Here is a 15,814-nt window from a genome sequence, read left to right as displayed (position 1 = left end):
AAGGTTTACGCTTCGCTATTCGTGAAGGTGGCCGTACAGTAGGTGCTGGTGTAGTAGCGAAAATTTTTGCTTAATAGCAAAGATTAGCAACACACAAAAAAGGAAGCTAAGGCTTCCTTTTTTATTTAAGTGGATTATTTCATAGGTTTTGTGGTTTGCGCTGGATAGGCATCCTTGCTTACGAAGTCGAATAAGAATACAATCTATGGCCGATTTTTGACCCTGAGTTTATGCTATTTTGCGTTTCTAGGGGTGTTCGGAAATGCAGAGTATGATGCGGGAATAGTGCCCTAAATTTATATGCTCTAAGCTCAGGCCGTATTGAGTAACGGAAAAACCGATGACAACAAATACTGAAAACCAGAACAATTCTCTGGATATCGTGAAGTGGGGTTTAGTGATTATATTGCTAGCCGCTGCTGTTATTGGCAATCAAATGTTTAGCGAAGCCAGTGCCGTAATACGTGCGCTTAGTGTTATCGTTGCATTCGCTATTGCTGGTTTTATTGCGCTTCAGACAGTAAAGGGTAAAAAAGCATTAGCTTTTGCTCGTGAATCGCATATCGAAGTGCGTAAGGTTGTTTGGCCTACGCGTCAAGAAGCGCTAAACACCACGTTTATTGTCCTTGCTGCAACAGGTATCTTAGCTCTTATCCTTTGGGGTATGGATGCTGTGTTAATGCGAATTGTCAATTTTATTACTGGCGTATAGGCACCTCGAATGACTGAAGAAGCTAAAGAAGCTAAAAAAAGATGGTATGTCGTGCAGGCATTCTCTGGCTATGAAGGCCGGGTTTGTAAGTCACTGATTGAATACATTAAAATGCATGGCATGGAAGATTACTTCGGCGAAATATTAGTTCCGACCGAAGAAGTCATTGAAATGCGTGCAGGTCAGCGTCGCAAAAGCGAACGTAAGTTTTTCCCTGGGTATGTATTAGTCCAGATGGAAATGAACGATGACAGTTGGCATTTAGTCAAAAGCATCCCGCGTGTTTTAGGCTTTATTGGCGGAACGTCTGATCGTCCTGCGCCAATTTCAGATAAAGAAGCCGATGCTATTTTGCGTCGCTTACAAGAAACGACTGCGTCACCGACTCACAGAACGATTTTTGAGCCAGGTGAACTTGTACGTGTGTGTGATGGTCCTTTTGCTGACTTTAACGGTACCGTTGAAGAAGTTGATTATGACAAGAGCCGCGTAAAAGTATCGGTAATGATCTTCGGTCGTTCTACGCCTGTTGAACTTGATTTTAGTCAAGTTGAAAAAGGCTGATTAAATAAACCACAAAATCCGTTTGGCAACGGCCGTGAAATTCTATATAATTCGCGCCGTTGTTTTCGGGGGAGCATGTCAGCATGTCGCTGATGCGCGTTTGAACCCAAACTGAGGAAATGTCAGATGGCAAAGAAGATTGATGCTTATATTAAGCTACAAGTAAAATCCGGTTCTGCGAACCCATCACCACCAGTTGGTCCAGCTTTGGGTCAAAAAGGTGTGAACATCATGGAATTCTGTAAAGCGTTTAACGCCCGTACAGATAAAATGGAAAAAGGCATGCCTATTCCAGTCGTGATCACTGTTTACAGTGACCGTTCATTCACTTTTGAAACTAAGACTTCTCCAGCATCTTATTTGTTAAAGACTGCTGCAGGCCTGAAATCAGGTTCTCCACGTCCTAACACTCAGAAAGTGGGTACTATCGCTCGCGCTAAAGTTCAAGAAATTGCTGAACTTAAAGCTGCCGATATGACTGGTGCTGATATTGAAGCGATGACTCGCTCAATCGAAGGTACTGCGCGTTCAATGGGTTTGGTTGTAGAGGATTAATATAATGGCAAAACTAACTAAACGCATGCGCGTAATCCGCGAAAAAACTGACGTTACTAAAAACTACGACATTAACGAAGCTATTGCTTTGTTACAAGAATTAGCGACAGCTAAATTCGTTGAAAGTGTAGACGTAGCGGTTAACTTGGGTATTGACCCACGTAAATCTGACCAAAACGTACGTGGTGCAACAGTGTTGCCACACGGTACAGGTCGTGATGTTCGCGTTGCAGTATTTACACAAGGTGCAAATGCTGAAGCTGCTAAAGCTGCTGGTGCTGAGCTTGTTGGTATGGAAGACCTGGCTGAGAAAATCAAAGCCGGTGAAATGAACTTTGACGTGGTTATCGCATCTCCAGATGCAATGCGCGTTGTTGGTATGTTAGGTCAAATCTTAGGCCCACGTGGTTTAATGCCTAACCCTAAAACAGGTACAGTAACGCCAAACGTTGCTGAAGCTGTTAAGAATGCCAAAGCGGGTCAAGTTCGTTACCGTAACGACAAGAACGGTATTATCCACACTACTATCGGTAAAGTGGATTTTACACCAGTTCAGTTGAAAGAAAACTTAGAAGCGTTAGTGTCAGCACTGAAAAAGGCTAAGCCTGCAGTTGCTAAAGGCATCTACGTGAAAAAAGTAAGCATCTCTACCACTATGGGTGCAGGTGTTTCGGTTGATCAGGCAACGCTTGAAACAATCAACTAATTTTACAAAGTGCTCGCGTTAGTCTATAATGCGCGCACTTTGTGGGTTGAAGCCAGTTTTACTCTCTGTTTCGGCAGTGTTTGATTCTGGTTTCCGTCCAAGACCGCAGGTGTTTTTTGTAAAATTAACTTAATTTCCTGCGTAGACGGTGTCAGGCCCCAGCTAAAATTTTTTACTGGATCATCTGCACCGTAAGTCACTAAATACATAAGTATTTAGTATGGTAAATACTAGGGAATACCCTAGGTAGAATCCAGGAGTAAAGCCAATGGCATTAAGACTCGAAGACAAAAAAGCGATTGTTGCTGAAGTCAACGAAGCTGCCAAAGGTGCGCTATCTGCAGTGGCCGCTGATTCTCGCGGTGTAACTGTAGGTGCTATGACCGGTCTGCGTAAAAAAGCGCGCGAAGCTGGTGTTTATGTACGTGTAGTACGTAATACATTGGTTCGTCGTGCTGTTGAAGGTACTGCTTTTGAGTGCCTAGCAGAGACGTTCACTGGCCCAACTTTGATTGCTTTTTCTTTAGAGCACCCAGGTGCTGCAGCACGTCTGTTAAAAGACTTTGCTAAAGAACAAGCTAACTTCGAAGTTAAAGGCGCAGCCTTTGAAGGGAATTTCATCCCTGCAGCTGAAATTGATCGTTTGGCGAAACTGCCAACATACGACGAAGCACTAGCTCAGTTAATGATGACTATGAAAGAAGCATCTGCTGGCAAGTTCGTTCGTACACTGGCCGCCCTGCGCGATCAAAAACAAGAAGCCGCTTAATTTTAAGCTGGCAACTTATTAAAATTGAATTCAGAACAATAGGAAACATTTGTTATGTCTATCACTAAAGACCAAATCTTAGAAGCCTTTGCAGCTATGTCTGTAATGGAAGTTGTTGAACTAATCGAAGCAATGGAAGAGAAGTTCGGTGTTTCTGCCGCTGCTGCTGTTGTTTCTGGCGGCGCTGAAGCAGCTGCTGTTGAAGAACAAACAGAATTCAACGTAATTCTGACTGCTCATGGCGAAAACAAAGTTGCAGTTATTAAAGCTATCCGTAGCGCAACTGGTTTAGGCCTGAAAGAAGCTAAAGCTATGTCAGAAGCTTCTCCAGTAGCAGTAAAAGAAGGCGTTTCTAAAGAAGAAGCTGAAGCGCTGAAGAAAGAACTTACTGAAGCTGGTGCTTCTGTAGAAATTAAGTAAGCTATTATTTAGCTTACTCACCCAAGCCACTTGGGTGAAGGCTGGCGGTTTTTTAACCGTCGGCCTTTTTTGCGCTATATGCGTTGGCGATTTTTTTTCACCGTTTGTCGCCATATATTGCAGTCCCTAGCAGAGATTACTGGTTAGGTTCTTGCCATCAACGGTGATGGGCAAACGTGCTGAATTCAATAACTTAAGTTATTTATTCAGTCTTGGTCACATCTCGTAAGCAGAGGAAACCCATGGTTTACTCCTATTCTGAAAAGAAGCGTATTCGCAAAGACTTTGGTAAGCGTCCAAAAGTTTTGGATATCCCTTATTTATTGTCTATTCAGCTAGACTCTTTTAAGAAGTTCACCGATCAAGATCCTACCGGTGAGCGCGGTTTAGAAGCCGCCTTCCGTAGCGTTTTTCCCATCAAGAGCTTTTCTGGTAATTCAGAACTGCAATACGTCAGCTATAAGCTTGGCGAACCTGTTTTTGATGTGAAAGAGTGTCAGATCCGCGGTGTTACGTACTCAGCACCACTACGCGTTAAATTACGCATGGTGTTGTATGACCGTGAAGCAGCGGCGGGCACAGTAAAAGATATTAAAGAACAAGAAGTCTACATGGGTGATATCCCATTGATGACGGATAACGGTACTTTTGTCATCAACGGTACTGAGCGTGTGATCGTATCTCAATTACACCGCAGCCCAGGCGTGTTCTTTGATCATGACCGTGGTAAAACCCACTCATCAGGTAAGGTGCTGTATAACGCACGTATTATTCCTTACCGTGGTTCATGGCTTGACTTTGAATTCGATCCTAAAGATGCACTATTTGTGCGTATTGACCGTCGCCGCAAATTGCCTGCGACCATCATGTTACGTGCATTAGAATATTCTACTCAAGAGATCCTCGATCTATTCTTTGAACGCGTTGAGTTCAAGATTAAGAAAGAAACTCTGGTTATGGCTTTGGTTCCTGATCGTCTGCGTGGCGAAACTGCCAGCTATGATATTAAGGATGCTGAAGGTTCTATTCTGGTTGAAGCGGGCCGTCGTATTACTGCGCGCCACATTCGTCAGTTAGAAAAAACCAATACCACTGAACTCGAAGTGCCAGTTGAATATATCGTGGGCAAATATGCTGCTCAAGATTATATCGATCCAGACACGGGTGAAGTCTTAGTCTCTGCCAACAGTGAAATCAGCCTAGAAGATTTGGCTAAATTATCATTGGCCGGTATTAAAGATATCAGCACGTTATATATTAACGAGCTAGATCATGGTGCTTATATTTCAGATACGCTGCGTATCGATTCAACTACTAACCGCTTAGAAGCGCTGGTTGAAATCTATCGCATGATGCGTCCTGGCGAGCCACCAACTAAAGATGCTGCCGAAGGCCTATTCCAGAACTTGTTCTTCAGTGAAGAGCGTTATGACTTATCTAAAGTAGGTCGTATGAAGTTCAACCGTCGTCTCAGCATTGCTGATGATGAAGGTAGCGGCGTATTGTCTAAAGAAGACATCGTTGCGGTAATGAAGAACATTATTCATATCCGTAACGGTTTTGACGAAGTTGATGATATCGATCACTTGGGTAACCGTCGTATTCGTAGCGTCGGTGAAATGGCTGAAAACCAATTCCGTGTTGGTTTAGTCCGTGTTGAGCGCGCCGTGCGTGAACGTCTATCTTTAGGCGATCTAAACGAGCTGATGCCACAAGACTTAATTAACGCTAAGCCAATTTCTGCTGCAGTGAAAGAGTTCTTCGGTTCTTCTCAGCTGTCACAATTTATGGACCAAAACAACCCGCTATCAGAAGTAACGCATAAGCGTCGTATTTCTGCTCTTGGCCCAGGTGGTTTAACCCGTGAACGTGCAGGTTTTGAAGTACGAGACGTACACGCAACTCACTATGGTCGTTTATGCCCAATTGAGACCCCAGAAGGTCCAAACATTGGTCTAATCAACTCATTAGCCAGTTTTGCCCGTACTAACTCTTACGGATTCTTAGAAACGCCATACCGCAAGGTTATCGACAGCGTGATTACTGACGAAGTGGAATACTTGTCAGCAATCGAAGAAGGTCGTTATGTCATTGCACAGGCGAACATTGAAGTTGATGCTAACGGCCGTATGGTTGAAGAGCAGATTGCATGTCGTCATAAGGGTGAATCAACCTTTATGCGTGCGGCTGACATCCAGTATATGGACGTTTCGCCACAACAGATTATTTCTGTTGCAGCTTCACTGATCCCGTTCTTAGAACACGACGATGCTAACCGTGCCTTGATGGGTGCGAACATGCAACGTCAAGCCGTGCCAACACTGCGCTCTGAAAAGCCGCTAGTAGGTACTGGTATTGAACGTACTCTTGCTGTTGACTCTGGTGTTGTGGTTGTTGCTAAGCGTGGTGGTTTTGTTGACTACGTCGATGCAAGCCGTATCGTTGTTAAAGTAAATGAAGATGAGCTGCGCGCAGGCGAAGCCGGTATCGACATTTATAACCTGACTAAATACACCCGTTCTAACCAAAACACTTGTATCAACCAACGCCCTTGTTGTGCTGTTGGCGAGCCAGTGGTTCGTGGTGACGTGTTAGCAGACGGTCCGTCTACTGACTTAGGTGACTTAGCCCTTGGCCAGAACATGCGTATCGCGTTCATGCCTTGGAACGGTTACAACTTCGAAGACTCGATCTTAATTTCTGAGCGCGTAGCGCAAGAAGACCGTTTCACCACTATCCACATTCAGGAGCTGTCTTGTATTGCTCGTGATACTAAATTGGGTAGCGAAGAAATCACTGCTGATATTCCAAACGTAGGTGAGTCTGCTCTGTCGAAACTCGACGAGTCAGGTATCGTTTACATTGGTGCAGAAGTGAAGGGTGGCGACATTCTGGTAGGTAAAGTGACGCCAAAAGGCGAAACACAGCTGACTCCAGAAGAGAAATTACTCCGTGCTATCTTCGGTGAAAAAGCGTCTGACGTTAAAGACAGCTCATTGCGTGTACCTAACTCTGTTAAGGGCACTATCATCGACGTACAGGTATTTACCCGTGACGGCGTTGAGAAAGACAAGCGTGCCGTTGAAATTGAAGAGATGCACATTGCCCAAGCGCGTAAAGACTTAGGCGAAGAGTTCAAGATCCTTGAAGAAGGTGTATTGAGCCGTGCACGTAACTTGTTAACCGGTGCTGGTTTTACCGATGCGCAAATTGCAGCGTTGCCACGTAAAGATGTTTTGATTCAAGTCATTGACGATGAAACTAAACAAACTGAACTTGAGCAATTAGCTGAGCAACATGATGAACTGAAAGCTGACTTCGATAAGAAGTTTGAAATCAAACGCCGTAAGATCACCCAAGGTGATGATTTGGCGCCAGGCGTACTCAAGATTGTTAAGGTTTACTTAGCGGTTAAGCGTACTATCCAACCTGGTGACAAGATGGCGGGTCGTCACGGTAACAAGGGTGTTATCTCTAAGATTTGCCCAATCGAAGACATGCCATATGACGAACAAGGTAACCCAGTAGACATCGTATTGAACCCGTTAGGTGTTCCATCACGTATGAACATTGGTCAGGTACTTGAAGTTCATATGGGCGCCGCTGCCAAAGGCATTGGTAACAAGATCACTGCGATGCTTGAAGAACAGCGTGAGCTGGCTGAAGTTCGTGGCTACATCAAACAAGTTTATGAATTAGGTGACGAAGTGCAACAGCGCGTCGATATCGATTCATTCACTGATGATGAAGTATTACGTCTTGCGACTAACCTGAAAGGCGGTATCCCGATTGCAACTCCTGCATTCGATGGTGCTAAAGAGAAAGAGATCAAGCAGATGCTTGAACTTGCAGGTTTGCCAACCTCTGGTCAGTTGAAGTTGTTTGATGGTCGTACCGGTAACGAATTTGAGCGTCAAGTAACTGTAGGTTACATGTACATGCTCAAACTGAACCACTTAGTTGATGACAAGATGCACGCCCGTTCTACCGGTTCGTACAGCTTAGTGACTCAACAGCCACTGGGCGGTAAAGCTCAGTTCGGTGGTCAGCGTTTCGGTGAGATGGAAGTGTGGGCACTAGAAGCATACGGTGCCGCTTATACGCTTCAAGAAATGCTCACTGTTAAATCGGATGACGTTAACGGTCGTACTCAGATGTATAAGAACATCGTCGACGGTAACCATCAGATGCAACCTGGCATGCCAGAGTCCTTCAACGTGTTACTGAAGGAGATCCGTTCACTCGGTATTAATATCGAGTTGGATCAGGCATAAGCGCAGGCCTTTAGCCGCGTTTAGCAACAGCATGGTGCTCCGTGTATACGGAGCACCCGGTTTAACTCCTTCAGGAGAGAAACGTGAAAGACTTATTAAAGTTTCTGAAACAGCAAAGCAAGACTGAAGAATTTAACGGCATCAAAATTGGTCTGGCATCGCCTGATCTGATCCGTTCTTGGTCTTTTGGTGAAGTTAAGAAGCCAGAAACCATCAACTACCGTACCTTCAAGCCTGAGCGTGAAGGTCTGTTCTGTGCGCGTATCTTTGGCCCAGTCAAAGATTACGAATGTTTGTGCGGTAAGTACAAACGTTTGAAGCACCGTGGTGTTATTTGTGAAAAGTGTGGCGTTGAAGTAACCCAAACTAAAGTACGTCGCGAGCGTATGGGTCACATCGAACTGGCTAGCCCAGTTGCGCACATTTGGTTCTTAAAATCACTGCCGTCACGTATTGGCTTAATGCTCGATATGACGTTGCGTGATATTGAACGCGTACTGTATTTTGAATCATTTGTCGTGATCGAGCCTGGCATGACCAGCCTTGAGCGTGGCCAAATGCTGACAGAAGAAACTTATCTGGATGCATTAGAAGAATACGGTGATGAGTTCGAAGCTAAAATGGGTGCCGAAGCAGTGCTTGAACTGTTACGTGCTATCGATTTAGCGAAAGAAATCGAACAAATGCGTGAAGAATTACCTTCAATCAACTCTGAGACTCGTCGCAAGAAAGTGACTAAACGTCTTAAGCTGATGGAAGCATTCTACACTTCAGGCAACAAGCCTGAGTGGATGATCTTAAAAGTACTGCCTGTGTTACCACCTGACTTACGTCCGCTGGTACCGCTCGATGGCGGCCGATTCGCGACTTCAGATCTAAACGACCTGTATCGCCGTGTGATCAACCGTAACAACCGTTTGAAGCGTCTGTTAGATTTAGCTGCGCCAGACATTATCGTACGCAACGAAAAGCGTATGTTACAAGAGTCTGTTGATGCGCTATTAGATAACGGTCGTCGTGGTCGTGCTATTACCGGTTCTAACAAGCGTCCTCTGAAATCTTTGGCTGATATGATCAAAGGTAAGCAAGGTCGTTTCCGTCAGAACTTATTGGGTAAGCGCGTCGACTATTCTGGTCGTTCGGTCATTACCGTAGGTCCTACGCTACGTCTGCACCAATGTGGTCTTCCTAAGAAGATGGCACTGGAACTGTTCAAGCCATTCATCTATGGCAAGCTAGAAGGTCGTGGCTTAGCTACTACCATCAAAGCGGCTAAGAAGATGGTTGAGCGTGAAGTGGCGGAAGTATGGGACGTTCTGGATGAAGTGATCCGCGAACATCCAGTGATGCTCAACCGTGCACCAACACTGCACAGACTGGGTATCCAAGCGTTCGAACCAGTACTGATTGAAGGTAAAGCAATCCAGTTACACCCACTCGTTTGTGCGGCATACAACGCCGACTTCGACGGTGACCAAATGGCGGTACACGTACCGTTAACACTGGAAGCGCAGCTTGAAGCCCGTGCCCTGATGATGTCGACCAACAACATCCTGTCACCAGCCAACGGCGAGCCCGTTATCACCCCGTCTCAAGACGTGGTATTGGGTCTGTACTACACCAGCCGTGAGCGTATTAACGGCCGTGGTGAAGGTATGGCATTTATGTCTGTTGCTGAAGTTGAAAAAGCTTACGCAACTGGCGCTGCTGAACTGCATGCTCGCGTTAAAGTTCGTATCACTGAAACCATTATTGGTGACACTGGTGAACGTACCGAACAACGCCGTATCGTTGATACGACTGTGGGTCGTGCTCTGCTGTCACTTATTTTGCCAGCAGGTTTGTCATTTGATCTGGTTAACCAGAACATGGGCAAAAAGCAGATCTCTAAACTGTTGAACACTTGTTATCGTCAACTGGGTCTGAAAGATACTGTTATCTTCGCTGACCAATTGATGTATACCGGTTTCCGTTTTGCAACCATCTCTGGTGCCTCTGTAGGTATCGATGACATGGTTATTCCAGACGAGAAATACACCTTAGTTGCTGATGCAGAAGCGGAAGTTCTTGAAATTCAAGAGCAGTTCCAATCTGGTCTAGTCACAGCCGGTGAGCGTTACAACAAAGTTATCGATATCTGGGCAAGTGCCAACGAAAAAGTTTCTAAAGCTATGATGGAAAACCTGTCAACTGAGACAGTGATTAACCGTGATGGTGTTGAAGAGAAACAAGCCTCGTTTAACAGCATCTATATGATGGCTGACTCAGGCGCCCGTGGTAGTGCCGCACAGATCCGTCAGTTGGCGGGTATGCGTGGTCTGATGGCTAAGCCAGATGGCTCAATCATCGAAACGCCAATTACCGCTAACTTCCGTGAAGGTCTAAACGTACTCCAGTACTTTATTTCTACTCACGGTGCGCGTAAAGGTCTAGCCGATACGGCATTGAAGACAGCGAACTCGGGTTACCTGACTCGTCGTCTTGTAGACGTTGCACAAGATTTAGTGGTTATCGAAGACGATTGTGGTACTCACGAAGGTCTAACCATGAAGCCGCTGATTGAAGGTGGTGATGTGGTTGAGCCGTTACGTGAACGCGTACTGGGTCGTGTGGTTGCAATTGATGTGTTCTATCCAGGCACTGAAGATGTACTCGCTCCACGTAACACGCTACTCGACGAAGCATGGTGTGACAAGTTAGAAGAATATTCAATCGACGAAGTGATTGTACGTTCTGTTATCTCTTGTGATACCGATTTCGGCGTATGTGCAGCTTGTTACGGTCGTGACTTGGCTCGTGGTCATATTATTAACCACGGTGAAGCAATCGGTGTTGTGGCAGCACAATCAATCGGTGAACCAGGTACACAGTTAACGATGCGTACCTTCCACATCGGTGGTGCGGCGTCTCGAGCTTCTGCAGAAAACAATGTCCAAGTGAAAAACTCAGGTTCATTGAAACTGCACAATGCTAAGCATGTTACTAACAGTGACGGCAAACTTGTTATCGTTTCTCGTTCTTCTGAGCTCGCCATCATCGATGAGCTTGGCCGTGAGAAAGAGCGTTATAAAGTGCCATACGGTACTGTGCTTGAGAAGTTAGAAGAAGCTGCTGTTGAAGCTGGCGATGTTATCGCTAACTGGGATCCACATACTCACCCAATCATTTCTGAAGTGGCGGGTAGTATCAAGTTCGAACACATGATTGACGGTGTCACTATGACCCGCCAAACAGACGAACTAACGGGTCTGTCATCCATCGTGATCCTTGACGTTGGTCAGCGTGGTACTGCGGGTAAAGAAATGCGCCCAATGATCCGCCTGCTTGGCGCTAATGGTAACGATCTGATGATCCCAGGTACTGAAGTGCCAGCACAGTACTTCTTACCAGGTAGTGCGATCGTTAACTTGGAAGATAACGCACAAATCAACGTGGGTGACGCTTTAGCTCGTATTCCTCAGGAATCTTCTAAAACACGCGACATCACCGGTGGTCTGCCACGCGTTGCTGACTTGTTCGAAGCGCGTAAGCCAAAAGAGCCGGCTATTCTGGCGGAAATTTCGGGCACCATTTCGTTTGGTAAAGAGACCAAAGGTAAGCGTCGTTTGGTGATTACACCTGCTGATGGCGGCGATCATTATGAAGAGATGATACCTAAGTGGCGTAACTTGAACGTGTTCGAAGGTGAAAAAGTCGAACGTGGTGAAGTTATCGCTGACGGTCCAGAAGCGGCACATGACATTCTGCGTCTTCGTGGTATCCACAACGTAGCTAACTACATTGTGAACGAAGTACAGGACGTTTACCGTCTGCAAGGCGTGAAGATCAATGATAAGCATATCGAAGTGATCATCCGTCAAATGCTGCGTAAGTGTCTTATCACTTCTGCCGGTGATGCTGATTTCCTCGAAGGGGAACAAGCTGAAGTGTCACGCGTGAAGATCGCTAACCGCGAACTGATCGCCCAAGGTAAAGTGCCTGCAACGTTTGAGCGTGAGCTACTGGGTATTACTAAAGCATCTCTGGCAACAGAATCCTTTATCTCAGCCGCATCGTTCCAAGAAACCACGCGCGTACTGACCGAAGCCGCCGTAGGTGGTAAGAGCGATCAATTACGTGGTCTGAAAGAAAACGTTATCGTTGGCCGACTGATCCCAGCCGGTACCGGTTACGCTTATCACAAGACTCGTAATGAAGCGCGTGCGAAGAAAAACGCACCTGTAGTAGTGAATAAGATCACTGCAAGTGAAGCCGAACAGAACTTGGCCGATCTCTTAAACCTGGCTGGTAGCCAAGATTAAGTAATCAGTTTGTTAAAAAAGGCGCCTGTGGCGCCTTTTTTCTTGTAATATGCCGCAAAAGTTGGCTATTTCTTGACAGTTAGGCATTACCTTTCTAAAATTCCGCGTCCCACCATTGTGGGATATAGATTTTTCACACCTTATCGTTGAGTTTGATTCAACTGACTCGGAGCTATACATGGCAACTGTAAACCAGTTGGTACGTAAGCCACGCGCGCCAAAAGTCGACAAGACTAATGTGCCTGCGTTGAATGCGTGCCCGCAAAAACGTGGTGTTTGTACACGTGTGTACACAACTACACCTAAAAAACCTAACTCTGCACTACGTAAAGTAGCTCGTGTGCGTCTAACTAACGGTTTCGAAGTAACTTCGTACATCGGCGGTGAAGGCCACAACCTGCAGGAACATAGCGTGATCTTAATCCGTGGTGGTCGTGTTAAAGACTTACCAGGTGTGCGTTATCACACTATTCGTGGCGCATTAGACTGTGCAGGCGTGACTTCACGTCGCCAAAGCCGTTCTAAATACGGTGCTAAGCGTCCTAAGTCTTAACTTATCCGTTAAGTAAGGCCAAGCTAGTTTTATTTTGAGAATTCCAGTTTTGGAAGTCCCTGAAGCATACGGAGAATTGTTATGCCAAGACGTCGCGTTGTAGGACAACGTAAAATCCTACCAGATCCAAAGTTTCACAGTGAGTTGTTGGCTAAGTTCATCAACGTCATTATGCAGGACGGCAAAAAGTCGACTGCAGAAAAAATTATCTACAAGGCATTAGATGTTGTCGCTGAAAAGAAAAGCGAAGCACATTTGACAATCCTTGAAGCAGCCCTGGATAACGTTCGCCCATCAGTCGAAGTTAAATCTCGTCGCGTTGGTGGTTCTACATACCAGGTACCATGTGAAGTTCGTCCTGTGCGTCGTAACGCACTGGCGATGCGCTGGTTAGTTGAAGCTGCTCGTAAGCGTGGCGAAAAATCTATGGCTCTACGTCTGGCAGGTGAAATGCTGGATGCGTCTGAAAACAAAGGTACTGCTGTTAAGAAGCGTGAAGACGTGCATCGCATGGCTGAAGCTAACAAAGCCTTTGCTCATTACCGTTGGTAATATGATGGTGTGGGCTTAGGCCCACATCATAGTTGTTGATATTGCCAAGACTTCGGTCTTGGTGGAGAGGGTATAATCGTGGCTCGTACAACCCCAATTGAGCGTTATCGTAATATCGGTATTTGTGCTCATGTTGACGCAGGTAAAACTACCACAACAGAACGAGTTCTGTTCTATACCGGTTTGTCTCATAAAATCGGTGAGGTGCATGACGGCGCTGCTACTACAGACTGGATGGTTCAAGAGCAAGAGCGTGGTATTACTATCACCTCAGCTGCTGTAACCACATTCTGGCGTGGTATGGACGCTCAATTCACTGAACACCGCATCAATATCATCGATACCCCTGGTCACGTTGACTTTACTATTGAAGTTGAACGGTCTCTGCGTGTTCTTGATGGTGCCGTTGTGGTTTTCTGTGGTTCTTCTGGTGTTGAACCTCAGTCCGAAACCGTATGGCGTCAAGCTGATAAATATCGCGTTCCACGCTTAGTATTTGTCAATAAAATGGACCGTGCAGGTGCAGACTTTGAACGTGTAGTGAAGCAAATTGGGACTCGCCTCGGAGCGACTTGCGTACCTATTCAATTGAATATTGGTGCAGAAGAAAACTTCAAGGGTGTGATTGACTTAATTAAGATGAAAGCGATTAACTGGAACGAAGCGGACCAGGGAATGACTTTTACTTATGAGGAGATCCCTGCAGAGTTAGCGGCTAAAGCGGCTGAAATGCATGAGTATCTGGTTGAAGTAGCCGCCGAATCTTCGGATGAGCTGATGGATAAGTACCTTGAAGAAGGCACGCTATCAGAAGACGAGATTAAGAAGGCGCTACGTCGGCGTACTATAAATAATGAAATCGTTTTAGCGACTTGTGGTTCTGCATTTAAGAACAAGGGCGTTCAAGCGGTACTTGATGCGGTGATTGATTTCTTGCCAGCACCAGTCGATGTGCCTCCAATTAAGGGTATCGATGAAAACGAGCAAGAAGTAGAACGCCCATCAGATGACAATGCGCCTTTTGCTGCATTGGCATTTAAGATTGCTACTGACCCATTCGTAGGAACGTTAACCTTTATTCGCGTGTACTCAGGCGTACTCGAATCAGGTTCAGGCGTTTATAACTCTGTAAAACAGAAACGTGAACGTGTAGGTCGTATGGTGCAAATGCACGCAAACGATCGAACTGAATTGAAAGAAGTCCGTGCTGGTGATATCGCCGCAGCTATTGGTTTAAAAGACGTGACTACGGGTGATACACTTTGTGATAACGATCATAGAGTTATCTTGGAACGCATGGAGTTCCCAGAGCCAGTAATTACCATTGCCGTTGAGCCTAAGTCAAAAGCCGACCAAGATAAAATGGGTATTGCGTTGCAAAAGCTTGCAGCTGAAGATCCATCATTCCGAGTTGAAACTGACGAAGAATCATCACAGATTCTGATTTCGGGTATGGGTGAGTTACACTTAGACATTATCGTTGACCGTATGCGTCGCGAATTTGGTGTCGAATGTAACGTTGGTAAGCCGCAAGTGGCTTACCGCGAAACTATCCGAGCGACAGTAGAAGCTGAAGGTAAATTTATACGCCAATCAGGTGGTCGTGGACAATTCGGCCATGTTTGGTTAAAACTAGAGCCTAATGAAGAAGGCGCTGGTTACGAATTTGTCAATGCTGTTGTGGGAGGAGTGATTCCTCGTGAATACATTCCCGCGGTTGATAAAGGTATCCAAGAACAGATGAAGAATGGCGTTCTCGCTGGCTTCCCTGTGTTGGACGTGAAGGTCACTTTGTTCGACGGTTCGTATCATGATGTGGACTCGAATGAAATGGCGTTCAAAATTGCAGGTTCTATGGGCTTCAAAAAGGGCGCGCTTGAAGCGAATCCTGCGTTACTCGAGCCTTGCATGAAAGTAGAAGTAACTACTCCTGAAAATTATATGGGTGATGTCGTCGGTGATTTAAACCGTCGTCGTGGCCTAATCGAAGGGATGGACGATGGCTTTGGTGGCATCAAAATAGTCCATGCAGTAGTTCCTCTCGCTGAAATGTTTGGTTATGCAACTGATTTGCGCTCTGCTACTCAGGGACGCGCTTCATACTCTATGGAGTTTTTGAAGTACTCTGATGCACCGCAAAACATTGCGAAAGCGATTATTGAATCTCGTAGCTAATTCAGTTACGACATAAATGTTATTATGGTCCAGCACCGACTGGACTATTCTGAAAAGAAAGGAATATATCGTGGCAAAAGCTAAATTTGAACGTATTAAGCCTCACGTAAACGTGGGCACCATTGGTCACGTTGACCATGGTAAAACCACTCTAACTGCAGCTATTTCAGCAGTACTGGCTAAGACTTATGGTGGCGAAGTGAAAAACTTTGCTCAAATCGATAACGCTCCAG

Annotated in this window: 13 protein-coding genes; all 13 read left to right on the top strand. The window is 45.6% G+C overall.

Annotated elements, in window-relative coordinates:
• Nucleotides 1-74 (top strand): hypothetical protein (locus ACRN9H_RS18970; protein WP_432315770.1); only part of this gene is annotated, 74 nt, incomplete at its 5' end.
• A gap of 266 nt (nt 75-340) precedes the next feature.
• Entirely contained in the window at nt 341-712 is a 372-nt protein-coding gene (secE, locus tag ACRN9H_RS18965) for a preprotein translocase subunit SecE (RefSeq protein WP_220772929.1), read from the top strand.
• 9 nt (nt 713-721) lie between these two features.
• Entirely contained in the window at nt 722-1,276 is a 555-nt protein-coding gene (gene nusG / locus ACRN9H_RS18960) for a transcription termination/antitermination protein NusG (protein ID WP_076502234.1), read from the top strand.
• 126 nt (nt 1,277-1,402) lie between these two features.
• Entirely contained in the window at nt 1,403-1,831 is a 429-nt protein-coding gene (gene rplK, locus ACRN9H_RS18955; protein WP_432315768.1) for a 50S ribosomal protein L11, read from the top strand.
• Nucleotides 1,832-1,835: 4 nt separating this feature from the next.
• A complete protein-coding gene (rplA, locus tag ACRN9H_RS18950) occupies nt 1,836-2,537 on the top strand; it encodes a 50S ribosomal protein L1 (RefSeq protein WP_220772928.1) in 702 nt (233 codons plus the stop codon).
• A 268-nt stretch (nt 2,538-2,805) separates the two neighbouring features.
• The gene (gene rplJ / locus ACRN9H_RS18945) at nt 2,806-3,306 is read left to right on the top strand and encodes a 50S ribosomal protein L10 (protein ID WP_076502227.1); all 501 of its coding nucleotides are present in this window, start codon (nt 2,806-2,808) and stop codon (nt 3,304-3,306) included.
• 54 nt (nt 3,307-3,360) lie between these two features.
• The gene (gene rplL, locus ACRN9H_RS18940; RefSeq protein WP_220772927.1) at nt 3,361-3,726 is read left to right on the top strand and encodes a 50S ribosomal protein L7/L12; all 366 of its coding nucleotides are present in this window, start codon (nt 3,361-3,363) and stop codon (nt 3,724-3,726) included.
• Nucleotides 3,727-3,968: 242 nt separating this feature from the next.
• Nucleotides 3,969-8,000, top strand: coding sequence for a DNA-directed RNA polymerase subunit beta (rpoB, locus tag ACRN9H_RS18935; RefSeq protein ID WP_263190461.1), 4,032 nt, complete (start codon nt 3,969-3,971; stop codon nt 7,998-8,000).
• Nucleotides 8,001-8,083: 83 nt separating this feature from the next.
• Nucleotides 8,084-12,301 carry a DNA-directed RNA polymerase subunit beta' gene (gene rpoC, locus ACRN9H_RS18930; RefSeq protein WP_432315766.1) on the top strand — a complete coding sequence of 1,406 codons (4,218 nt, stop codon included), beginning with the start codon at nt 8,084-8,086 and terminating at the stop codon, nt 12,299-12,301.
• Nucleotides 12,302-12,479: 178 nt separating this feature from the next.
• The gene (rpsL, locus tag ACRN9H_RS18925; RefSeq protein ID WP_006083605.1) at nt 12,480-12,854 is read left to right on the top strand and encodes a 30S ribosomal protein S12; all 375 of its coding nucleotides are present in this window, start codon (nt 12,480-12,482) and stop codon (nt 12,852-12,854) included.
• Nucleotides 12,855-12,935: 81 nt separating this feature from the next.
• Nucleotides 12,936-13,406 (top strand): 30S ribosomal protein S7, encoded by a 471-nt coding sequence (gene rpsG / locus ACRN9H_RS18920; RefSeq protein ID WP_076502219.1) that lies wholly within the window; start codon nt 12,936-12,938, stop codon nt 13,404-13,406.
• Between the two features lie 78 nt (nt 13,407-13,484).
• Entirely contained in the window at nt 13,485-15,581 is a 2,097-nt protein-coding gene (fusA, locus tag ACRN9H_RS18915; RefSeq protein ID WP_432315764.1) for an elongation factor G, read from the top strand.
• Between the two features lie 70 nt (nt 15,582-15,651).
• The coding region (locus tag ACRN9H_RS18910) for a GTP-binding protein (RefSeq protein ID WP_432306723.1) at nt 15,652-15,814 on the top strand (163 nt) is incomplete at its 3' end.

Origin of the sequence: Shewanella sp. MF08487, from assembly GCF_050848685.1 — a bacterium.
Lineage (GTDB): Bacteria > Pseudomonadota > Gammaproteobacteria > Enterobacterales > Shewanellaceae > Shewanella > Shewanella glacialipiscicola.
Note: the sequence above shows the minus strand (reverse complement) of the source record. Positions and strands in the feature narration are given on the sequence as shown.